Genomic DNA, 22769 nt, shown 5'->3' with positions numbered 1-22769 from the left:
TGTAAAATGAATTATAAAATAGATAATATAAACAAATCTGAATATAAAGAAGTAGCTGATGTATGGGAAGCTTCCGTTAGAGCTACACATCATTTTTTAAAAGAAGAAGACATCGCTTATTTTAAACCTCTTATTTTGAATACGTATTTGGATGCGGTAGAATTAAAATGTATAAAAATCAATCATAAAATAGTAGGTTTTTTAGGCGTTGCTGAAGAAAATTTAGAAATGCTTTTTATCCACCCTGAATATAGAGGTAAAAAGGTAGGTAAAGCCTTATTAGAATACTCAATTGACAAATTGAATGTAGATAAGGTAGATGTAAATGAACAAAATGAGCAGGCTGTTGGTTTCTACCAACATTTTGGTTTTAAAACTATCAACCGTTCAGAGCTAGACGCTACAGGAAAACCTTATCCTATTTTACACATGCAGTTAAATAATACTCTCTAAAAGAGCTTAAGAGTTATTACTAATAACTCTAGTTCCTAAAGTTAAAACAGGAGAATTAACTTTATCAAAATGTAACACTTGTGAAGAAAGTTTAACTTTTTGTAGTTTTACAATATACTAACCTAAACTTTTATAAACATACGTCTATGGAAACAGTTACTACCAAAACAAGTAATACTTTTAGTGATCGTATTAAGTTGCCTTTTAACTTTGATATAACCAAAATGCTTGAAGAAGCTAAAGCTTTACAATTAGATAATTTTGAATATTATAATGTAATAGCTTTACGCTCGCCTGCACACCTAGTTGATACATCATTACCTTTCCCTCCTCCTGCAGAAGATTATGCTGATGGTTCGTGGACAGATTGGTTAGATACTAATGCTTTAAAAAAGTCTCCATATTTGACTAGTGTTATTGATTTTTTTAAAGAAAATACTACAGTAACTTTAGTACGATTACTTCGATTAGCTCCACATTCAACAGTTAAAGAACATACGGACCCTACCTTAGGTTTAGAGGTTGAAAGATCAGTAATTCGGCTTACAATACCTATTCTTAACAATGAAAATGTAACTTTTTATTTAAATAACACTCCCGTAATTATGAAACCAGGAGAATGTTGGTATATGCGACTTACAGATCCTCATAAGGTTATTAATAATGGTGATGAAGAACGTATAAACCTTACCATAGACATGATTTCTAACGATTGGATTCGAAGGGTTGTTAAAGAAAGTGAACAAAATTCTATATAAAATAAAAAGGGTACGTATTAGCGTACCCTTTTTATTTTATATAACTTTTTATGGTCTATTCTAAAGCTCCTAAATAACGTTCTGCGTCTAAAGCAGCCATACAACCTGTACCTGCTGCTGTTACTGCTTGACGGTATTCTTTATCTTGAATATCACCAGCTGCAAAAACTCCTGGTAAGTTTGTTTTGGTAGATTTACCTTTTGTTATTAAATATCCTGTTTCATCCATATCTAACACACCTTTAAATAAATCAGAGTTAGGTTTGTGTCCTATCGCAATAAATACTCCTGTTACTGGAATTTCTGTTTTTTCACCAGTTTGGTTATTAACAGCACGAACTCCTTCAACAACATTTTCTCCTAATACCTCATCAATTTCTGTATTATACATAACAGTAATATTTTCTGTTTTGTTAACACGGTGTTGCATTGCTTTAGAAGCACGCATATAGTCTTTACGAACTAACATAGTTACTTTACTACAAATATTCGCTAAGTATGTTGCCTCTTCTGCTGCAGTGTCTCCTGCTCCAACTACAACAACATCTTGTCCTTTATAAAAGAAACCATCACAAGTAGCACAAGCTGAAACTCCACCACCAATTAAACGTTGCTCGCTTTCTAATCCTAAATATTTTGCAGTTGCTCCTGTAGATATAATTATAGTTTGCGCTTCTATTTCTGTCGATTCATCTACAGTTACTTTATGAGTTCCTCCTTCTTCTTTAGAAAGCTCTACTTTAGTAACCATTCCAAAACGAACATCTGTTCCGAAACGCTCTGCTTGACTTTTTAAATCTTCCATCATTGCTGTACCATCAGTACCTTTTGGATATCCTGGGAAATTATCTACCTCAGTTGTCGTAGTTAATTGTCCTCCCATTTGCATTCCTGTATACATAACTGGTTTCATGTCTGCTCTCGCTGCATAAATAGCTGCTGTGTAACCTGCTGGACCAGACCCAATAATCAAACATTTAATTTTTTCTGCCATTATCTTGAATTTTTGAAGTTACAAATGTAATTTTTTTTTATTTCTAGTTATCTGCTTTTAAATATATTTTAACTATCGTCTTATAAAATCAAATTATTTAATAAATATTTCATTTTTTTATTTGTTGTTTGCTTTTTTTTTCTACATTTGCATTCCCAATTATTCGGGGTGTAGCCTCTCATTTTACTCGAGATAAACTACACTACGAATTTTACACTTTTCGGGGTGTAGCGTAGCCCGGTCATCGCGCCTGCTTTGGGAGCAGGAGGTCGCAGGTTCGAATCCTGCCACCCCGACTAAAAAGTCCTAAAAATCAAATGATTTGTAGGACTTTTTTATTTTTTAGAATTACTTATTATTCCTTGCTCTTTTTCTACTTAAATTTGTGTTGCTTTAGTTTCATTCTAATATCATGAAAACCATCCCCGTAAGACATTTAAAGACTACTCAAAAAGAACCTAACCTATCTGGTGATTTTATGATTAAGGATCTTCAGGAACTTCTTAACGGAAAAGATATGGTTCACGAGCTTCACAGGCACGATTTTTACTTCTTTTTAGTATTTAAAAAAGGGATAGGAAACCATGAAATAGACTTTGTTAGTTATGATGTTACAGATTATACTGTTTTTATAGTTCGCCCTGGTCAAGTGCACGAATTAGAATTAAAAAGTAACAGCGAAGGTTTTATGATTCAGTTTAATACTGATTTTTACTATCCTTTTGATAAAGGAATGAATTCTCTATTACAAAAAGTAAGTACTTCAAACTACTATCAACTAGAAGAAGACTTTTTTTTAAGAATTAACCCTTTATTGACCTCTATTTTTTCAGAATACAAGGATAAAGCTGAAGCATATAAAGAAGTTATAAAGTCTAATCTTCATATTCTTTTTATAGAGCTACTAAGGTTAAAAAGCACCAACAATAAAGATTTTAACACTAAGGATCTATATATTCAAGAATCTCTTGAAAAATTTCTACATTTATTAGAAACAAACATTACTAGTATAAAACAAGTTTCTAAATATGCTAGTATGTTAAATCTATCTAACTACCAGTTAAATACTATAACTAAACAGACTTTAGATAAAACAGCTTCAGAAATTATTAATGAACAAATTATACTAGAATCTAAAAGGTATCTTTTAGCATCTTCCAATCAAATAAATCAAATAGCATATCATTTAGGCTATGAAGATGTTTCTTATTTTATACGTTTTTTTAAGAAACATACTGGTTACTCTCCTGAAGCTTTCAGAAAAAAGCTAACATAAGTACAATACTACTTTACAATTATCCTATCCTAGAGGCTTAGACTAAATATACTTTTACATCATATAAATCAAATTAAAATATGATGACAAAAGGTGATTTAAAGTATAAAGAGTTTTGGAATGAAAAATATCAAAACACCACCTTTGCCTATGGCAAAGAACCCAACTTATTTTTTAAAGAAGAGCTTCAAAAAATAAGAACTGGAAAAATCTTATTACCTGCTGACGGAGAAGGCAGAAATGGTGTATATGCTTCCAAACTAGGATGGGATGTTACTGCTACTGATTTAAGCATTGAAGGAAAAAGTAAAGCTCTAAAATTAGCCAACGAATTTGGTATAGATCTACAGTATATTGTAGGCGATATACAAAACCTTGAATTTCCAAAAGAATCTTTTGATGCTATTGGTTTAATCTACGCTCATTTTACAGCTTGGAAAATTTCTGCAATTCATCAAAAATTAGTTACACTTCTTAAGTCTGGAGGGTACATCATATTCGAAGCGTTCAGTAAAAATCATTTAAAATATCAGAATGACAATCCAAAAATAGGTGGGCCAAAAGATATAGATATGCTTTTTTCAGTAGAACAAATACAACAAGATTTTACTGGTTTTGAAATTCAAGTTTTAGAAGAAGAGGAAGTTTTTTTGAATGAAGGAAATTCCCACAATGGCAAAGGAAGTGTTATTCGCTTTATAGGTAAAAAACTCTAGGCAATGATGAAAAAGTTGCTAGCTATGATATTTCTATTTATAGTTTTTAAGAGTAATGCCCAAAAAGCCGACCAGTTTAATTCATGGTGGTATTATTCTGGTAAGTATCAGTTAACTGAAAAGTTCAATATTGAAACCTTATACTCTTGGAGCAGACATAATTTTGTTAAGAATTGGCAACAATCAAAACTAAGACTTGGTACAAGTTATAACTACTTAAAAAATATAAGTTTTGGTGCTGGGTATGAATGGGTAGTTCTCTTTCCTTATGGAGCACACCCTGTTCCTAAGAAAAGAATAGAGCATCGTATTTATGAGTACTTTACTATAAAAAATAAAATTAAAAAAGTTTCCGTTAATTATGGGGTGCTATTAGAACAGCGTATCATGAAAGACAGAACAAGACACCGATTACGATTAGTATTTAGTGCAAAAACACCAATCATACGATCTAAAGAGGGTAAAACAATAATAGGTTTATCATTCTCTAATCAAATATTTTTAGATGTCGGCAAGTACGCAAACAATAAAAATTTTAGTCAAAACAGAATTTATGGTGCTGTTGATATTCCTTTAAATAGTGCTTTGGCATTAAGTATAGGATATATGAATCAATACATAATTATAAAAGAAAACCGTATTGAAAACAACCATACTTTAATGATAAAACTATCTCACAAAATTGATTTCAGAAAGAAAAAGAAACAGTTTAGTTTACTATAATTTTTAGAAAAATAAACACAAACACCTTACATTTGTGTTTATTTTTTTATTACAATGACTCACTAGAAATAGTGCTGATAAGAATACTTAATTAGTATGATAATTAATTCCCCTATCTCAAAGCTAAAAACTATACATTACTTTGTTTTTTGTGTATTATTACTTTCTTCTTTTATTATCCAAGCCCAAGAGAGTCAGCCTTCACATAACAACACCATAGCTAATATTGATTTAGCTAAAAAAAAGTGTAACTACTACCTAAACCTCTCTCGAGAAGCCTATAATAAAGCTAATGTTGAAGATTTTAAAAAGTATAACGATTCTATTTTATTAATTACTCAAAATTTTAAAGAGTTAAAAGACGTAGAAATAAAATCTATTATAAATCATGGTATCTACTATAATGTTACTGATTCCTATGAAAAAGCTCTTGTAGAGTTCCATAAAGCTCTTGATTTTAATAAAGCTAACCTCAATAACGAAGTAACAGAAATTAACATATTAGTTAATCTTGCTAATGTTTACAGTCAAATAGACAAGCCTGATAAAGTAATTACTTACATGGAAAAAGTACTTGCTTTGACTGAAAAAAATAATGTATCTGATATTATTAAACTAGCGGCATACAACGGACTAGGCAACAGCTATACTAAAAAAGAAAATTACGAGAAAGCATTAGCCTATTTACATAAAATGAAAACCTTAGCTGAAAGCATAAACAATGTTCAAGCTGTTAATACTGCTCTTGATAATATTGGGTATTCTTATTTTCAACAAGAAAAGTGGGACAAGGTTATAAAAACAGCTAAAGAATCATTAGCATACTCTAAAAAAAACGGATTACCTAAAAGACCTGTTGCTCTCCTTAATTTAGGAATGTCTTACGTTAAAAAACTAGAAGCTAACAAAGCTATACCTTTATTAAATGAAGTTTTAGTTATAGCTACTAATAGAAAAGATCTTGAGCTAGAAAAGGAAGCCCACTTACACTTAGCTAAAGCTTATAAGTTATTAGGTGATTTTAAAAACTCTCATAAAGAACAGGAAAGTTATGCTGAAATAATGAAGGTTTTATTAAAAGAACAGTCAAATGCTGCTCTTCTTGATTTGAAACATGATTCCGATACTGAAAAACAGAATATAGAATCAAAATTAAACTCTTTAGCTTCTATTGAGAATAAAAAAAGTAATTTGCTTATTGGTGGCGGAGTTTCAATTGTTTTTTTAGGAGGATTACTCTTTTTTTATATCCGCAAAAAGAAAACTATTGAAGCTGACCGTGAGATATTTAAAAAAATAAATTCCTTACTTCAAAACGAAAACAAAGCTTTAAAAGCCAAAATGCTAGAGTTTGCCACTGTAAAAAAAGAACAATCTCCTAAAACTGTTCAGTACAAAAATTCTTCTTTAACAGAAGAAGATAAAGATTACTACATGAAATTGATTCTTGATTACATGGAGACAAAAAAACCTTATCTTGATTTTGAAATTAATCAATCAGAATTAGCTTCTAAACTCTCTATGAGCAAGCACCACCTATCTGAAGTTTTAAACCTTTGTTTCGATCAAAATTTTTATCAGTTCATCAACCTGTATAGAGTAAACGAAGCACAAAAGATAATGAAAGATCCTGATTATAAAGATTATAAAATCTTAGCAATTGCCTACGAAGCTGGTTTTAAAAGTAAAACCTCCTTTAACCGTGTTTTTAAAAATCATACTGGGTTTACACCTTCTGATTTCAGAAAACAACAATTAAGTGAACTGACTGTTTAATTATATAAAAAAACCTTGGAACTACATGATTCCAAGGTTTTACAACTAACTCTACAAATCTAACATACTTGCTTTGCAAGAATGCTATTCTTTTAGTAAAACTTCCTCAAAAAACTTGTCTTTAAGTTTTTGGTAAGCTTCCAAATTATTGTGATAATTCTCACGTAACCTATCGTACTCTCCTAAATAAGCCATGTCACACTGAATATCATCACACTCCGCTACGTTAACATAGGTATTTGAGTATGACAAAACAGTTTTATAAAGCTCATTGTTTATTTTTTTTCTCTCAGAAAAAAGCTTCAATGTTTCTTCAGAAATGGCTTTATTTATTAAAGAGTATTCATGCAAGCTTAAAAGATTGTCAATTTCTTTATTAATATATTGTAATTGGTCTACCCATCCTTTTAACTCTACATGGTTATATTTATGTACTACATCTATATCGCTACCGTGATTATTATGTGTCATTTCTTTGTCTTTAAATTAAGGTACTAAAACTCTCTTCCCCCTCTTTTTGAGTTACTTTTAAAATTTCAACTTCTTTCCTTCCTCCTGGTAAATCCCAGTGAACTACATCGTTTAAAGCATAACCAAATAAAGCTATGCCTATTGGTGTTAAAATGGAAATCTTGTTGTTTTTTAAATCCTTTTCAGTTGGTTTTACAATCTGAATAGTTTTTTTCCAATCATCTCCAGAAGTTATAGTCACAACAGTATTCAATCGTACCACATCATCTAACATTTCTTCTTCATCTAAAATTTTAGCCGATTTTAATTCTTCAGCAAACTTATCTAGTGATGTTTGTACTTTACCTTCTTCAGTATGCTCTGAAACATTTAGCAAACTCTTAATGTACACATACTCTTTTTTCTCTAAAACTAAACTTCCGTGTTTCATTTTACTTCTTTTTATGGAAAAATACCTCGTTGAACATAAGCCTTTTCAATACGCTGTATAGCTATACAGTAAGCTGCTTTTCGCATATCTACACCTTCTAATTTTGCATAGTCTGAAACTCTGGTATATGAATCTTTTAGTTTCTTATCTAATCGTACAATAACCTCTTCCATATTCCATAACTCACCATTACGGTTTTGAAGCCATTCAAAGTAACTAGTAATTACACCACCTGAATTACATAATATATCAGGAATTATTGTTACTCCTTTTTCTAAAAGGATTTTTTCTCCTTCTACATTTATAGGTCCATTTGCGCCTTCTGCTATTAAATTAGCTTTAATTAAGTGTGCGTTATCTTCAGTTATTTGGTTCCCTAAAGCAGCAGGAATACAAATATCACAGTCAATAGCAAAGAAGTCTTCCTTTTCTATCTCTGTTGACTCTGGGTACCCAACTAAACTTCCGTTATTAGCTTTTGTATAGTTGAAAAGGTCTTCTACCTTAATTCCACTTGTATTTTGAATACTTCCGTAAGCATCTTGAACTCCTGTCATTTTTGCTCCTTCTTTTTCTAAGAAATAAGCAGCCCAATACCCTACATTTCCAAAGCCTTGAACGATAAAGGTTTTACCTTCTAAGGTTTGGTTATTTTCTTCTATCCAAAACTTAATTGTTAGGAACACTCCGTAACCTGTAGCTCTGTCTCTTCCTTCTAAACCTCCACTACCAATTGGTTTTCCTGTAACTACATGTTGATTCATTGAACGTTCTGCAGGAGCCTTAGTACTCATATACGTATCTGCCATCCACGCCATAGTTTGAACGTTTGTGTTTACATCTGGAGCAGGAATATCATGTTCTGGCCCAATATTATCACCTAAAGCAAACGTAAAACGTCTTGTAATTCGTTCTAATTCATCTTTTGAATATTTAGTAGGATCAATTTGTATACCTCCTTTACCTCCACCATATGGTAAACCTGCCAAAGATGTTTTCCATGTCATCCACATAGCCAGAGCTCTTGCTGCATCTATATCTACCGTTGGATGGTAACGTAAACCTCCTTTATATGGTCCCAAAGCATTGTTGTGCTGTACACGATATCCTTGAAAAATTTCAACATCACCATTATCCATCTTCACAGGAAAATTAACAATGATTTCGTTATTCGTAATACTTAATATTTTACGAATATTAGGGTGTAAACCAATTTGATCAGATGCACTATTAAACTGCTCTAATACATTATCAACCATCCCTCTAGCATTCTTTCGCTTCGCTGGTTTTTTTAATTCTTTGGTTAATGTCATCTCACTTATGTTTGAATTTATTTTACTTTCTGATACTTTACTTTTTGTATTATTCATACTTTATTTATTAGTAAGTTTTTCTTTTCTTAAGCGGTTTGAACTTGTATTTCTAGGCTTACAACTGCCTCTTCTTTCTTCTCTTTCTCTACTATTTCACTCACCTCATTATACTCACTACACGACCATACCTTTTCTTTAGATTTGGTTAACACACATGTATCTACTTCTATACATGATGGACAAATATTAAAAGGATTCGTATTCATAAATTACATTTATTTTATTTTTACCTATAAAGGCAAATGGCATGCCGACAAACATGCCAAAAAAGCAGAAAACCTCTAAATCCCTTTATTCATATAGGACTCAGAAGTTTCTTTAAAATTTACTTATAAAGTTAAAGTGGGGAATTTCTCCTCATGTGGAGAAAAAACTCTCAAAAAAGATGTTTTATTCTTTTAACTTTTCTCGCAGTGTCTTACGATCTATTTGGAGAATTTTTGCTGCTTTTGTTTTATTATTATTAGTTGCATTTAATACATGTTGTATGTGACGCTTTTCCATTTCTTTTAAAGAAATCAATCCTTCTTCAGAAAAATCAACATTATATTTTAATGAATCGGGTAAGTGCTCTACCTCTACTGTACGATCACACATAATTACCGCACGTTGTATTATATTTTCTAACTCTCTTATATTTCCAGGCCAATTGTATCTTTGAAGTATATCTGTAGCTTTGGGACTTATTTTTATGAATCTATCCTTGTACTCTATTCCATATTTAAATAGAAACTTTTCCACCAACATAGAAATATCCTCTTTCCTTTCTCTTAAAGGTGGCACCTCTATTTCAACAACTGTTAATCTATAGAACAGATCTTCTCGAAATGTTCCTTTTTGAATCATTTCCTTTAGGTTATTGTTTGTTGCTGCAATAACTCTAACGTCAACTTTTTCTGCTTTTTGAGCCCCAACCTTTACAACTTCTTTTTCTTGTAAAACTCTTAATAATTTAGATTGTACATTTAAAGAAGCATTACCTATTTCATCTAAAAAAATAGTTCCTCCATTTGCTGCTTGAAAAAAACCATTCCTATTACTTTCTGCTCCTGTAAAGGCACCTTTTACATAACCAAATAATTCAGATTCTAATAAATTTTCAGGAATTGCCCCACAGTTTACAGCTATATATGGCCCTTTAGCAAACTTACCTTCATAGTGTATTGCTCTTGCTACTAATTCTTTACCTGTACCGCTTTCACCTTTAATAGAAACTGTAGCTTTATTATTTTTAACTCGATCTATTATTTGGAAAATTTCATTAATCTTTTCTGAGGCCCCTATCATGTCTCCATAAAAGTCTTTCTTCTCTTTTTTTTGAGCAGCACTTTTCTTACTTATTCCTGATTTTGCTAATGCATCATCCATTGCCGTTTTCAACTCGTTTTTAGTAAACGGTTTCGTTAGATATGCTACTACACCTGACTTAATTGCCTCTAGTGAATCTTGAACAGATGGATATCCTGTTACAATAAGTTTTGGTAGCTTTGGATAATGCTCCGAGACAAATTTAACTAACTCGAAACCATCAACTTCAGGCATTTTTAAATCTGTAATTAACAAATCAATTGGTGTATCTCTTAAAATTGTAACTGCTTCTTTAACCGATACCGCCTTGTAGGTATGATAATTCCAAGACTGTAAATGTCGATGTAACAATTCTAAAATATGAACATCATCATCTACTATTAATATATTTTCTTTTTTTAACGGCATTTCTTTTATTTTGGTAACCTAACCTCAAAGATAGCACCTTTTTCAATGCCATTTTTAGCAGTTATTGTTCCTTTATGACTCGATACAATACCATGTACAACACTTAATCCTAGCCCTGTTCCTTCTCCTGTTGGTTTCGTTGTGAAGAAAGGTTGAAACACTTTTTCAAGAGCTTCATTACTTAAGCCTATTCCTTCATCAGAAATCCTTAAAATAACTTCTTTATCTGTTTGGAATGTTTCTATGGTTACAAGCCCGTTTTTAGGTGAAAAATAAATAGCGTTTATAATAAGGTTAAAAATAATTTGAGTAAGTTGAACTGTATCTGCTCGCAACCATAATTCTGACTCCTCAACTTTCACTAAATATTTTACGGACTGTCTTCTAAAAGTAGCGTCCAGTAAATTTATAGCATCTTTTATACTCGGAATTATGTTTACTTTTTTCATTTCTTGTGGCATTTCACAAGCAAAATACATGAGTTTTTTTACTACTTCTCTTGAAAAAATTGCACTTTGAATAATTTTATCTACATCTGCCAAAGCCTTTTCATTACTAGACATATCTGCTTTCAATAGTTCTGAATAACCTAATATGTTAGCTAGAGGAGTATTTAATTCATGGGCAATACCAGCGGTTAATTCTCCTAAGATTGATAAACGGTCGGCATGCTCCATTTTACGTCTCATCGACAACTCATTGTTCTTTATTTCAATACGCTCTAAAAGCCCCCCTATTTTTATAGCAACGGTATCAAATAATTCTTTTTCTTCCTTTAGATATAAATTGTCCTTAAGTTCCTTTCCTTTTATAAATGCTGATATTTTCCCTTTAGGAATATTAAATACTGAAATAGGACTTGAAATAATACAAAGCTCTTCCTCGGTTTTATTGTCCTCTTCAGAATATTTTTCCATATCAATAAAAACTCGCGTATTTTTTGGAAACTGTAATGCTTTTTTTAAACTTTTAGCTATAGCTTTTAAAGCTACATCAACTTGATCTAGGTTTGCATTTATTATTAAAGAGGTTACTTCATATAAACAAGTTAGCTCTTTTATACGTTCTTTTAGTTCTTTTTCTGTTGCACTTGCTGATCCCATTAAGTAGTTGTTTTACTCTGATAAACTCCTTTACTTTCTGAGAATAAAAATACAAAATAACTTTCCTCCACTTACTTCATTTATAAAAACTACTACAATATATATTCTCTTTTATGCTTTACCTATTTTATGTAAATTCGTAACTATGGAATTACTTTTTATAGGTTTGGCAGGAGGTGCCATTATATCCTATTACATTTTTAAAAAATTCACCTCAGCAAAAAGAAAAAATTTAACCGAAAAACAATCGGTAGTTCTGCTTGATAAGATTAAAAAAGTATCAAAATTAATTACTGTTGAAGGAGAATTTGCCGAAATATATCATCATGAAAATACCAAAGAGAAGTTTTTAGGACTTGTTACGAGTAAGAAAAAAGCCATTATTTTAATTAATGCTAAAGTTCATATTGGTTTTGATTTTAGGAAAATAAAAATGTATACGGATACTAAGAAAAAAGTATTAGTTCTTTCTGAATTTCCGCAACCCGAAGTATTTTCAATAGAGCCTAACTTACGTTTTTATGATATTCAAAACGGATTACTTAACAAGTTTAGTTCAGAAGATTTAACTGAAGTAAATAAAGAAGCTAAAGATCATATTCTTCAAAAAATACCTGAAAGTAATTTAATGCAAACAGCAAATAAAGAAGCCTTAGAAGCTGTTACCTTAATGCAAAATTTAGTGGAAACTATTGGATGGAAACTAGACTACACAGCTTTAAAGATTCCTGAATCAACTCAAAACTTAATTGAATAATGAATATTGAAGAATTTCGTAACTATTGCATTACCAAAAAAGGAGTAACTGAACATTTTCCTTTCGATGATAATGTTTTAGTATTTAAAGTAATGAATAAAATGTTTGCTTTATCGGGTGTAGATAGCTGGGAACAACATGAGCCTAAGGTTAATTTAAAATGTGAACCTGAGCGTGCTTTAGAATTAAGAACTGAGTACGATAGTATTAATCCAGGTTTTCATATGAGTAAGAAACATTGGAACACGGTTACTTTAAACAATGATGTTTCTGATACTTTTGCTTTTGAGTTGATTGACCATTCATATGAACTTATTGTAAAAGGGTTAACAAAAAAACTTAAAGAAGAATTAAAATCGCTATAACCCAATGCTTAAATCTGACCTTAGAAAATTATACAAACAAAAAAGAAATGCCCTTACTCTAACTGAAAAAGAAAAATTACAAAGGAGCATTTACCAACAAATATTCGAGTTAAAAACTGGTGATATTTATACTGTACATTTGTTTTTATCCATGCGAAAATTCAATGAAATAGACACTCAACCTATCATCGATTTTTTTAGAGATAAAGGAAAAAGAATTATTGTTAGTCGTTGTAATTTTGAAGATGACTCACTAACTCATTTCTATTTTGAAAAAGACACCAAACTAGAACTCAACAAATTTGGAGTTCCAGAACCTATAAAAGCAGAAGAAGCTGATGTAAAAGACATCGACTTGGTTTTTGTACCTATGTTAATTTCTGACGAACAAAACTATAGAGTTGGTTACGGAAAAGGGTTTTATGATCGGTTTTTATCAGAATGTAGAGAAGACACTCAAACTATCGGACTCAACTTCTTTTCTCCTATCAAAAAGATAGAAGATACCCATGAATTTGATGTCCCATTAAATTCTGTGATATACCCAAAATAAAAAGTCCCGCTAAGAGCGGGATTTTTTATTTTATATAACTAACAGATTATCCATTCATTGAAATCAGGAACTCCTCGTTATTTAATGATCTTTTAATTCTATCTTGAATAAACTCCATTGCTTCAATAGGGTTCATATCTGCCAAATATTTACGTAATACCCACATACGTTGTACAGTCTTTTCATCTAATAATAAATCATCACGACGTGTACTCGATTTAATTAAATCAATTGCAGGATAAATTCTACGGTTAGCAATGTTACGCTCTAATTGTAACTCCATGTTACCTGTTCCTTTGAATTCCTCAAAGATAACCTCATCCATTTTCGAACCAGTTTCGGTAAGTGCAGTAGCAATAATAGTTAACGAACCACCATTTTCAATATTACGAGCTGCACCAAAGAAACGTTTTGGTTTATGTAATGCATTGGCATCAATACCTCCTGATAAGATTTTACCAGACGCTGGTGCTACTGTATTGTATGCTCTTGCTAAACGTGTAATAGAGTCTAATAAAATTACAACATCATGCCCACATTCAACTAATCGTTTTGCTTTTTCTAAGACTATATTAGCAACACGTACATGTTTATCAGCTGGTTCATCAAAAGTAGAAGCAACTACTTCACCACGTACACTACGTTGCATATCAGTAACCTCTTCTGGACGTTCATCAATTAATAAAACTATTTGATATACCTCTGGGTGATTAGCTGCAATTGCCTTTGCTACATCTTTTAGTAATACCGTTTTACCAGTTTTAGGCTGCGCTACAATCATACCACGTTGTCCTTTTCCTATTGGAGAAAACAAATCGATAATTCTAGTTGATAATGAGCTTCCTTTTTCTGCTAAATTGAACTTTTCATCAGCAAATAACGGAGTTAAGTGTTCAAAAGAAACACGGTCACGAACAATGTTCGGGTTTAATCCATTAATTTTTGAAACCCTAATTAATGGGAAGTACTTCTCTCCTTCTTTTGGAGGACGTACATTACCTCTAACTGTATCACCTGTTTTTAATCCAAATAATTTTATTTGAGACTGTGATACGTAAATATCGTCAGGTGATGATAAGTAGTTATAATCAGAAGAACGCAAGAATCCATATCCATCAGGCATCATTTCTAATACACCTTCACTTTCAATAATTCCATCAAATTCAAAATCTGGGTCACGGTATTTGTTACCACTCTTATGATGTTGTTTATTACTATTCTGATTTTTATTATGCTTATTACCTCTGTTATGGTTTTTATTATGCTGCTGCTTTTGCTGTTGAGGTTGTTGCTGTTTTTTATTGTCGTCTGAAGCTTGAGTTTGCTTCTTCTCTTCTTGCCTTTTCTTAGGCTTACTAACAACTTCCTTTTTTTCTGGAGCTTTATTTACTTCTGGTTCTTTAACAACTTTACTTTCTGGCTTTTCTGTAGTAGTTTTAGCTTCAGTCTTAGTTATTCTTTTCCTTTTTGGCTTATCTGCCTTAGGTGCTGGTTTTGGTTTTGCCTCATTAGCACTTGCTTCTGCTTGCGCATCTAAAATTTTGTATACCAAGTCTAATTTTTTAAGTTGACTAATCTTGGTTAATCCTATTGATTTGGCAATAACTTGTAAATCAGCTATTTTTTTAGTTTTTAATTCCGAAATATCGAACATTCGTTAAATAATTAAGTTACTAAAATTCCTTATGTATAAAGAATTATTTTGTATTAAGTTTTGTTTTGAGTGCTAATTATATAGGGGCTATATAATAATTTTGTGCGGTTACATACAAGGCAAATATATACAAATATTTTAACTTCTAATATTTCTTTTTAAAAAAAGAAGTATTACATTTGCTACCCGATAAAAAATTATGATACAAAGAATACAATCTATATACCTATTAGTGGCAGGAATTATCTCTGGAGGATTGACTTTTCTATTTAGTCTTTGGGGTAACTCTCAAACTAACACTATATATATATTAGATTTGTTTTCTGGAAACTCAATTCTAGAAAAAAGTATTCCTGTTTTATTTTTTATCTCGGCTTTAGTAGCTATTGCAACAATATTTTTATTTAAAAATCGTCAGTTACAATTTGTTCTAAACCGCTTAAACATATTGATAAATCTTTTTTTATTAGGAGTATTGATATATTTATCACAAACATTATCTGGAGAAGCTTCGGTTTCTGAGAAAGGTATTGGGATGTTCTTTCCTATCATTGTTATTTTGCTGTTAGTTTTAGCAAATAGAGCCATTAAGAAGGATGAAGATCTTGTAAAATCTGTAGATAGATTACGATAAACCTAACATCTTAGTATATTTAGTGCGAAAAAAACCGAGGATTAAACCTCGGTTTTTTTATTTTTGTTCCTAGCATATTCAAGGCCCACAGCTTTAAATGTTAAAAAAATGTTAAAAAAAACTCAGGGTTAACCCTGAGTCATTAATGAAACGATTAGGGATATTGTGTATTGTACACACTGTTTTAACCTCATAAATTTGTAACTGTAATAACAACCATGAATTACAACAAGATAAAAGTTCACATAGCAGATGACCATAAGATTTTAATAGACGGAGTCATTGCTTTATTAAATACTGAAGACGACATTGAAGTTGAGGGTTTTTCTTTAACTGGAAGGCAAGTAGTAAACTGGTCTTCTAAAAATACAGCAGATGTATTAGTTTTAGATATTAACATGCCTGAAATGGATGGTATAGAAGTTTTAAAAACGTTTAAAAAACGTAACACAACAATTAAAACAATAATACTATCTAGTTTAAGCGACCCAAAACTTGTTCAAGAAATGATTGCGTTAGGCGCTAATGGTTTTGTAGATAAAAGTCGAGCTAATGAGCAAATAATTGATGCTATTAAAGTTGTACACAACGGCATACAATATATTAGTGAAGATATTAAAGTAAAATTATTAGACCTATATGCTTCAGATGCAAAAGAAGAAGATGAAACAGAATTTTTGCATGGAGATTTAACTGAGAGGGAAATTGCTGTATTAAAGTTAATTGCTAAAGAGAAAAGCTCCAACGAAATTGCAGATCAGCTCAATGTCAGCATAAAAACAGTAGAAACATATAGAAGTAATTTATATAAAAAATTAAAAGTAAAAAATGTAGTAGGTTTAGCGATGTATGCAGTGAGAAACAAAATAGTGTAAAGACATAATCAACCCTTCAAATTTTCTTTAGTCCCCCAGATTAAGAAGAAGCCCCCCGAGTCTATACACTTTATGCATCGCTAATCAACTACTGCTAATAACAATAAACCCAATAGCGATGTACGCGTTATTTAACATAGTATAGAAAACCCCTTCATTTTGTTTTCTTTTATCCCCTAAGAGATATCGTCCCCCGTCTCTTAACATCTATCCTAAGTACATCGCTATTTTTTTAAAAAAAAGAAGTCTAACCTCAATAAACACCGATAAGTCATGAAAAAATTTACTCCTTATTTCCTAGCTTTGAGCCTTAGTGTTATTTTCGCTTCTTGTTCTTCTAACGAAGCGGAAGTTATAGAGAATAATCCTGAAAACTTATTACAATCATATACACTTAAAAGAGATGCTACTGGTGCTTATTCTATTGATTTTAATACAACAGATAACACAGATGTGACTACAGTAACTAATGTAGACAACTCAAAAGAAATAATTTTAGCTGAAACTCCACAAAAAACAGCTACCAAACACTCTAATGGTTTTTCTATTGAAAAAGATCATTTAAAAATAGGCTTCTTAGAAACAACCAACGGAAAACGAAAGAGTATATATGTCGAGGATGAAAACATTACCTTTGCCAAAGGAATTACAGAGTTTTTAAACTCATATAGCATTACATCCAATGGTGACGGTACATATAAATTAGATTTTACAGTTAATGATAATGTAGCCACAGACTTTATTTATAATGAAAGCTCAGAAGCTTACGAAATACACTTAACTAATGGAGAATCAACAGAAAAAAGCTTTTCAAGAGAATTAGAAAGCTTAAACAAAATTTTAAAAATTAATTTTGTAAATCATAAATACTCTGGAAGAAGCCAAGAAAATTTATTAGCTGTCGTTACCAAACCTATAATAGAAATAGACGACCTATAACATATGTGTCAACATAACACAAATACAAAAATTAAGATAATATTACTTTTTTTCCTCATTATAATTGATGGAACTAATACTCTTTTGGCTAGCAATTCAGCTCATAGATTTCAAGATGATATAGTTCAATCAGCATTTACAGAAAAGGACTCTCTAACGTTTGAGAATTCATATAATAACTCCTACAAAAACTATAACGAAAGGAATTATCCTGAGGCTCTTAAAACAGCTTTAATTCTATTTAGTAACAGTAAAAAGGAAAATAATTCATTTTATTCTTTTAAATCTGCTAAGTTAATAGGAGAGATTTATAACAAAACAACTAACACTGAACTTTCTTTGAAGTATTTTAAAATTGCTTTAGCTAATCTAAATTTAAAAAAACTTGAAAGTCAAACTGTTCAAGACCGTCAATCAACAGATCAACACTTAGCAAAATTATATCTAAAAATAGGAACAGCATACCTTAAAACATATAGAGAAGCAAAATTTAAAAAAAATAGAGATGAAGATTATCTTAAGCTTCTTGAAGAAGGGAATATTAATGACTATGTAAATAAAGACAATCTCTCAAAAGACTTCAAGAAATATAAAGACAGTATTTTGTTTTTTTTCACTAAACTTGATAGTCTCCCCTCTTTGAATGAAGAAATTCTTAATTATAAAGCATCTTCTAAATTAAACTTATCCGCTTTATATCAAATTGACTCACTATACACTAAGTCTAAATTTTTTGCATTAAAGGCTATAGAAATATACAAGAAGAAAAATGACAAAATCAGGCTAGCTAAAGCACAGAGCAATCTTGGTAATATTTACATACAAACAAATGAATTTAATAAGGCTAAAAAAACGTATTGGGAAGGAGTTGAAGCTATAAAAAATGATAACTCTCAAGAAGCCACTAAATTAAAAGCAAACTTATACTATAACCTTGCATGGGCTATGAGAAACCTTAAAGATTATAAAGCCTATGATTATCAAGAAATTTCTTTTGAAATTAAGGATATCCAGAGAGAGAAAAACATTAATCAAATAGTACAAGAAATAGAAGCTAATCATAAGGAAAATCTACAAAAACAAAAAGTTAATTTAGTAAAAGAACAACGAAAATTAGAAGAAGCCCAAGAAGCTAAAACCTCTATGCTCTTTGGTACATTAAGCTTTTTAGTATTAATTATTTCAGGAGTAATCATATACAACTATAAGCTTCGTCAAAAAAATCTACGTCTTAAACTTTCTGAAAGTAAACTTATACAGCAACAAAACCTTGAAAAAGTTAAATCAGAGGCACAGGTTAAAATTCTTAATGCAACAATAGACGGAAAAGAAACTGAACGAAAACTCATTGCAGAAATATTACATGATAATGTTAGTGCATTGCTTTCATCTGCTAATATGCATTTAACAGCTACAAAAAAACAATTTGACGGAGATACTCCTCAAGAAATAGAAAAAACACAAGCTATAATTTCTGAAGCTTCGCAAAAAGTTAGAGATTTATCTCATAACTTAGTTTCTTCTATTCTATTAAAATTCGGACTTGAATACGCTATTAAAGATGTCGTTAAAAAGTATTCTAACAGTCAATTAAAACTAGATGTTTCTGCAAAAAACATCAACCGATATAATCAAGAATTTGAAATAAAAATATTTAATGTGATTCAAGAGTTAATCAATAATATCTTGAAACACAGTAAAGCCAAACATGCACAAATAGATTTAAAAGAAGAGAATAATCAACTAACCGTTCTCGTTAAGGATGATGGGGTAGGATTTTCTACCTCGTCTTCTTCTTTTTCTGATGGTATTGGTCTTAATCAAGTTGAAGCTAGAATTCACATGATGGATGGTAAATTAACCATAAAATCTGAAGTAAATGTAGGCACTTCTATACACATCAAGGTTCCTATACTAAAAAAAGAAAAAAATCTTAGCAAGCTAACCTCTGTTAGCTAGTTCAATAACTTCCATATTCCTTATACTACCATTATCTATTTCAAAACGCAACATGGTTCTAACTTTATGAAATCCATGATTTCCAGCTGCACCAGGATTTAAGTGAAGTAAATTTAGTTTTTTATCGTATTGAACTTTTAAAATATGTGAATGCCCACAAATAAATAATTGTGGTGTGTTCTTTTTCAGTTCTTCTCTAACTCTTTGATTATACTTATTTGGGTAACCTCCAATATGTGTTATCCAAACTGAAACACCATCAATAATAAATTTATTATCCAACGGAAATTCTGCTCTAGCGTCTTTATCATCAATATTTCCATAAACAGCTCTAAGTGGTTTAAGCTTTTTTATTGCATCAGTAACTTTTAAATTACCTATATCTCCTGCATGCCAAACCTCATCAGCTTGCTTTACAAACTTTAAAATTTGTTCATCAATAAAACTATGTGTATCAGAAAGGAGCAAAATCTTCTTCATTAGAGCAAAACTAATGAATTAAAAAGTAAAAATCCACGACATTACATCATGGATTTCTTTATACTAAGGGGATATTAATGAAAGGGGAATTCACTATCGTTTTCTATAAAGGTGACAAAAATAACACAAACATTACAGTTAATCTGTTAACATATGTTAATAAATCTCAAAAACATTATTTTACACTTCTCTCTAGCTCTTTTCAAATTAGAATTTTATAATTTAGCTCTTTAAAAATTTACACTTCTTGAGGTATTTTATTGAATTAGCATACAACGGAAAAAATTATCATGGATGGCAGATACAGCCACATGCAATTTCAGTTCAAGAAAAAATAAATAAGGCAATCAGTACAATTTTAAGAAAAGAAGTAAATATTGTAGGCGCAGGGAGAACCGATTCTGGAGTACATGCTTCACAAATGTTTGCTCATTTTGATGTAGATACTCCAGTAAACGAAAACTTTTCTTATAAATTAAACGCTATTCTGCCCGATGACATAGTTATATTTAGAACACAATTAGTACATGACGATGCCCACACTCGTTTTGATGCTCTTAGCAGAAGTTATGAGTACAAGATTTGGTTAGGTAGAAACCCTTTTTTACTAGATACCACTTGGCAATTACATCATCAGCAATTAAATATAGAGTTAATGAATAAAGCCGCTGCAACTCTATACGACTATGAAGATTTTGAATGCTTTTCAAAAGTAAAAACTGATGTACATACATTTAACTGTACAGTAACTAATGCTGAATGGATTAAAAACGGGAATGAATTAACATTTCATATCAGTGCCAATCGTTTTCTAAGAAATATGGTTCGTGCTATTGTAGGAACATTAATTGATGTTGGTTTAGAAAAAATAACTGTAAATGATTTCAAAAAAATTATAGAAAGTAAAAATCGTAGTAATGCAGGTGTATCAGTTCCTGCAAAAGGTTTATTTTTAACAAAAGTAAAATACGAATATATATAGTGAGTAAAACAACAGGAAAAGCATTCGATATTAAAATTTTTGCACGACTAATGAGTTTTGCAAAAAAATACCGTGTACGATTTATAATTGCAGCATTATCTACCATTTTACTAGCTGGTTTTGCTGTACTAACCCCTGTCATTTTAATGACAGCTATAGACGATTTCACTGTAACTAAAGATATTTCAAGGCTATTATATTTCACAATTGCTATGATAGTTGTGTTACTTATTCAAGTCTTTTTTCAATTTAGCTTTATTTATTACGCCAACTGGGTAGGTCAACACATTATTAGAGACATAAGAGCCAAAACTTTTAGAAAAATACTTCAATTTAAAATGGGGTATTTTGATAATTCTTCAGTTGGAAAATTGGTAACTCGCGTTGTTTCAGATATAGAAACTATTGCTAACTTTTTTACACAAGGTGTTTTTATGATTGTTAGTGATGTTTTAAAAATGATTGTAGTAATCATTGTAATGTTTTATACAAACTGGAAGTTAGCTTTAATTGCTTTAGCAACCCTACCTGTATTAATTTACGCTACCAAATTATTCCAAATTGCTATAAAATCCACCTTTCAAGATGTTCGTAACCAAGTAGCAAACCTTAATAGTTTTGTACAAGAGAGAGTTACTGGAATGAAAATTGTTCAACTCTTTAATAGAGAAAAAATTGAGTATAAAAACTTTATTGAAATTAACAACAAGCACAAAAAAGCTCATGTTAAAACTGTATGGTACTACTCTATCTTCTTCCCTATTGCTGAAATTCTTTCTTCTATTGCAATAGGACTTATTGTATGGTATGGCGGGTTACAAGTTGTTGAAGATAAAGCTGTAAGTGTTGGTGCTATTATTGGTTTTATTAAAATGGCTCAAATGCTTTTTAGACCTTTAAGACAAATAGCAGATAAATTTAATCAATTACAAATGGGTATTGTTGCTGGAGAACGTGTGTTTAATGTAATTGATACTGAGAGCTCAATAGATAAAAGCGGAACAATTACTGCTAATAATATACAAGGAACTATTAATTTTAAAGATGTACGATTTAGCTATATTAAAGGAGAAGAAATTTTAAAAGGAATTAGTTTTAGTGTTGAGAAAGGACAAACCGTTGCAATTGTAGGTGCTACAGGAGCTGGTAAATCTACCATTATTAATTTGATAAATCGCTTTTATGAAATAGATAGCGGTGAAATATCTATCGATAATATCCCTGTTCAAGACTATAAAATAGCTTCTTTACGTCAAAAAGTAGCCGTAGTACTTCAAGATGTATTTTTATTTTCTGATAGTATTTTAAACAACATCACTCTTAACAATGAAAGTATTTCTCTTGAAGAAGTTAAAATTGCTGCCAAACAAATTGGAATTCATGATTTTATAATGAGCCTTCCTAATAATTATCATTACAACGTAAAAGAACGCGGAGGTATGTTATCTTCAGGTCAACGTCAATTAATTGCCTTTTTACGTGCCTATGTTAGCAAACCTAGTATTTTGATTTTAGATGAAGCCACTTCTTCTGTTGACGCACATTCAGAACAAATGATCCAATACGCAACTGACGAAATCACAAAAAACAGAACTTCTATTGTAATTGCACACCGCTTAGCAACCATTAAAAAAGCTGATATGATTATTGTTATGGACAAGGGTTGTATAGTTGAAAAAGGAAATCATACAGAATTGTTAAAAAAACATGAGGGCTATTATAAGAATTTGTACGAAAAACAGTTTAATAGTGAAACGGTGGTGTAAATAAATTTGTTTACAT

At 30.8% G+C, this 22769-nt stretch carries 24 protein-coding genes and 1 tRNA gene; 16 read left to right on the top strand and 9 right to left on the bottom strand.

Going from position 1 to position 22769, the window contains the following annotated elements; translation table 11 throughout:
• Window positions 1–6: 6 nt before the first annotated feature.
• The gene (locus tag LCI24_RS15280; protein ID WP_274641148.1) at window positions 7–453 is read left to right on the top strand and encodes a GNAT family N-acetyltransferase; all 447 of its coding nucleotides are present in this window, start codon (window positions 7–9) and stop codon (window positions 451–453) included.
• Window positions 454–599: 146 nt separating this feature from the next.
• Window positions 600–1211, top strand: coding sequence for an aspartyl/asparaginyl beta-hydroxylase domain-containing protein (locus LCI24_RS15275; protein WP_274641147.1), 612 nt, complete (start codon window positions 600–602; stop codon window positions 1209–1211).
• A gap of 55 nt (window positions 1212–1266) precedes the next feature.
• Here LCI24_RS15275 and trxB read toward each other — a convergent pair whose 3' ends face one another.
• The gene (gene trxB, locus LCI24_RS15270) at window positions 1267–2205 is read right to left on the bottom strand and encodes a thioredoxin-disulfide reductase (RefSeq protein WP_274641146.1); all 939 of its coding nucleotides are present in this window, start codon (window positions 2203–2205) and stop codon (window positions 1267–1269) included.
• Window positions 2206–2426: 221 nt separating this feature from the next.
• Between trxB and LCI24_RS15265 the strand changes: the two genes are divergently transcribed.
• The 5 genes from LCI24_RS15265 to LCI24_RS15245 all read left to right on the top strand — a co-directional run bounded on the left by LCI24_RS15265 (window position 2427) and on the right by LCI24_RS15245 (window position 6696).
• Window positions 2427–2501, top strand: a tRNA-Pro gene (locus tag LCI24_RS15265).
• 116 nt (window positions 2502–2617) lie between these two features.
• A complete protein-coding gene (locus tag LCI24_RS15260; protein ID WP_274641145.1) occupies window positions 2618–3481 on the top strand; it encodes an AraC family transcriptional regulator in 864 nt (287 codons plus the stop codon).
• Between the two features lie 80 nt (window positions 3482–3561).
• Window positions 3562–4197 (top strand): class I SAM-dependent methyltransferase, encoded by a 636-nt coding sequence (locus LCI24_RS15255; RefSeq protein ID WP_313814631.1) that lies wholly within the window; start codon window positions 3562–3564, stop codon window positions 4195–4197.
• Between the two features lie 3 nt (window positions 4198–4200).
• The gene (locus tag LCI24_RS15250; protein ID WP_274641144.1) at window positions 4201–4920 is read left to right on the top strand and encodes a DUF2490 domain-containing protein; all 720 of its coding nucleotides are present in this window, start codon (window positions 4201–4203) and stop codon (window positions 4918–4920) included.
• A 96-nt stretch (window positions 4921–5016) separates the two neighbouring features.
• Window positions 5017–6696, top strand: coding sequence for an AraC family transcriptional regulator (locus LCI24_RS15245; protein ID WP_274641143.1), 1680 nt, complete (start codon window positions 5017–5019; stop codon window positions 6694–6696).
• An 84-nt stretch (window positions 6697–6780) separates the two neighbouring features.
• Here the strand turns inward: LCI24_RS15245 and LCI24_RS15240 are convergent, their stop codons facing one another.
• The 6 genes from LCI24_RS15240 to LCI24_RS15215 all read right to left on the bottom strand — a co-directional run bounded on the left by LCI24_RS15240 (window position 6781) and on the right by LCI24_RS15215 (window position 11789).
• On the bottom strand, window positions 6781–7167 hold the full coding sequence (locus tag LCI24_RS15240; RefSeq protein ID WP_274641142.1) for a hypothetical protein: 387 nt from the start codon (window positions 7165–7167) through the stop codon (window positions 6781–6783).
• 10 nt (window positions 7168–7177) lie between these two features.
• A complete protein-coding gene (locus LCI24_RS15235) occupies window positions 7178–7597 on the bottom strand; it encodes a GreA/GreB family elongation factor (RefSeq protein ID WP_274641141.1) in 420 nt (139 codons plus the stop codon).
• 11 nt (window positions 7598–7608) lie between these two features.
• Window positions 7609–8910, bottom strand: coding sequence for a Glu/Leu/Phe/Val family dehydrogenase (locus tag LCI24_RS15230; protein ID WP_274641162.1), 1302 nt, complete (start codon window positions 8908–8910; stop codon window positions 7609–7611).
• An 86-nt stretch (window positions 8911–8996) separates the two neighbouring features.
• Window positions 8997–9176 (bottom strand): hypothetical protein, encoded by a 180-nt coding sequence (locus LCI24_RS15225; protein ID WP_274641140.1) that lies wholly within the window; start codon window positions 9174–9176, stop codon window positions 8997–8999.
• Between the two features lie 184 nt (window positions 9177–9360).
• Window positions 9361–10686, bottom strand: a complete 1326-nt coding sequence (locus tag LCI24_RS15220) for a sigma-54-dependent transcriptional regulator (RefSeq protein WP_274641139.1) — start codon at window positions 10684–10686, stop codon at window positions 9361–9363.
• Window positions 10687–10691: 5 nt separating this feature from the next.
• A complete protein-coding gene (locus tag LCI24_RS15215; RefSeq protein ID WP_274641138.1) occupies window positions 10692–11789 on the bottom strand; it encodes a sensor histidine kinase in 1098 nt (365 codons plus the stop codon).
• Between the two features lie 145 nt (window positions 11790–11934).
• On the opposite strand from LCI24_RS15215, the gene LCI24_RS15210 reads away from it, so the two are divergent.
• Genes LCI24_RS15210 through LCI24_RS15200 form a run of 3 tightly spaced genes read left to right on the top strand, consistent with a single transcriptional unit; the run spans window position 11935 to window position 13464 of the window.
• Window positions 11935–12546 (top strand): DUF4230 domain-containing protein, encoded by a 612-nt coding sequence (locus tag LCI24_RS15210; RefSeq protein WP_274641137.1) that lies wholly within the window; start codon window positions 11935–11937, stop codon window positions 12544–12546.
• Window positions 12546–12911: an MmcQ/YjbR family DNA-binding protein gene (locus tag LCI24_RS15205; RefSeq protein ID WP_274641136.1), complete on the top strand. Its 366-nt coding sequence runs from the start codon at window positions 12546–12548 to the stop codon at window positions 12909–12911. Before LCI24_RS15210 ends, LCI24_RS15205 begins: the two co-directional genes overlap by 1 nt.
• Window positions 12912–12915: 4 nt before the next feature.
• Window positions 12916–13464 (top strand): 5-formyltetrahydrofolate cyclo-ligase, encoded by a 549-nt coding sequence (locus tag LCI24_RS15200; protein ID WP_274641135.1) that lies wholly within the window; start codon window positions 12916–12918, stop codon window positions 13462–13464.
• Window positions 13465–13510: 46 nt separating this feature from the next.
• Here the strand turns inward: LCI24_RS15200 and rho are convergent, their stop codons facing one another.
• The gene (gene rho, locus LCI24_RS15195; protein ID WP_274641134.1) at window positions 13511–15118 is read right to left on the bottom strand and encodes a transcription termination factor Rho; all 1608 of its coding nucleotides are present in this window, start codon (window positions 15116–15118) and stop codon (window positions 13511–13513) included.
• 199 nt (window positions 15119–15317) lie between these two features.
• Between rho and LCI24_RS15190 the strand changes: the two genes are divergently transcribed.
• The 4 genes from LCI24_RS15190 (at window position 15318) to LCI24_RS15175 (ending at window position 19525) form a co-directional block, all read left to right on the top strand.
• Complete coding sequence (locus tag LCI24_RS15190; protein WP_274641133.1) at window positions 15318–15752, top strand: DUF4293 domain-containing protein; 435 nt, start codon at window positions 15318–15320, stop codon at window positions 15750–15752.
• A gap of 218 nt (window positions 15753–15970) precedes the next feature.
• Complete coding sequence (locus LCI24_RS15185) at window positions 15971–16627, top strand: response regulator (RefSeq protein ID WP_274641132.1); 657 nt, start codon at window positions 15971–15973, stop codon at window positions 16625–16627.
• Between the two features lie 273 nt (window positions 16628–16900).
• Window positions 16901–17566 carry a hypothetical protein gene (locus tag LCI24_RS15180; protein WP_274641131.1) on the top strand — a complete coding sequence of 222 codons (666 nt, stop codon included), beginning with the start codon at window positions 16901–16903 and terminating at the stop codon, window positions 17564–17566.
• 84 nt (window positions 17567–17650) lie between these two features.
• Window positions 17651–19525: a sensor histidine kinase gene (locus tag LCI24_RS15175; RefSeq protein ID WP_274641130.1), complete on the top strand. Its 1875-nt coding sequence runs from the start codon at window positions 17651–17653 to the stop codon at window positions 19523–19525.
• Here the strand turns inward: LCI24_RS15175 and LCI24_RS15170 are convergent.
• Window positions 19508–20005 (bottom strand): metallophosphoesterase family protein, encoded by a 498-nt coding sequence (locus LCI24_RS15170; RefSeq protein WP_274641129.1) that lies wholly within the window; start codon window positions 20003–20005, stop codon window positions 19508–19510. The genes LCI24_RS15175 and LCI24_RS15170 overlap by 18 nt on opposite strands.
• A 247-nt stretch (window positions 20006–20252) precedes the next feature.
• Between LCI24_RS15170 and truA the strand changes: the two genes are divergently transcribed.
• Window positions 20253–20987, top strand: a complete 735-nt coding sequence (gene truA, locus LCI24_RS15165; RefSeq protein ID WP_274641128.1) for a tRNA pseudouridine(38-40) synthase TruA — start codon at window positions 20253–20255, stop codon at window positions 20985–20987.
• The gene (locus LCI24_RS15160) at window positions 20987–22753 is read left to right on the top strand and encodes an ABC transporter ATP-binding protein (RefSeq protein WP_274641127.1); all 1767 of its coding nucleotides are present in this window, start codon (window positions 20987–20989) and stop codon (window positions 22751–22753) included. The genes truA and LCI24_RS15160 overlap by 1 nt, the downstream gene beginning before the upstream one ends.
• Window positions 22754–22769: the final 16 nt, after the last annotated feature.

Origin of the sequence: Tenacibaculum larymnensis, from assembly GCF_028829235.1 — a bacterium.
Lineage (GTDB): Bacteria > Bacteroidota > Bacteroidia > Flavobacteriales > Flavobacteriaceae > Polaribacter > Polaribacter larymnensis.
This window is presented reverse-complemented; position numbering and strand designations above follow the sequence as displayed.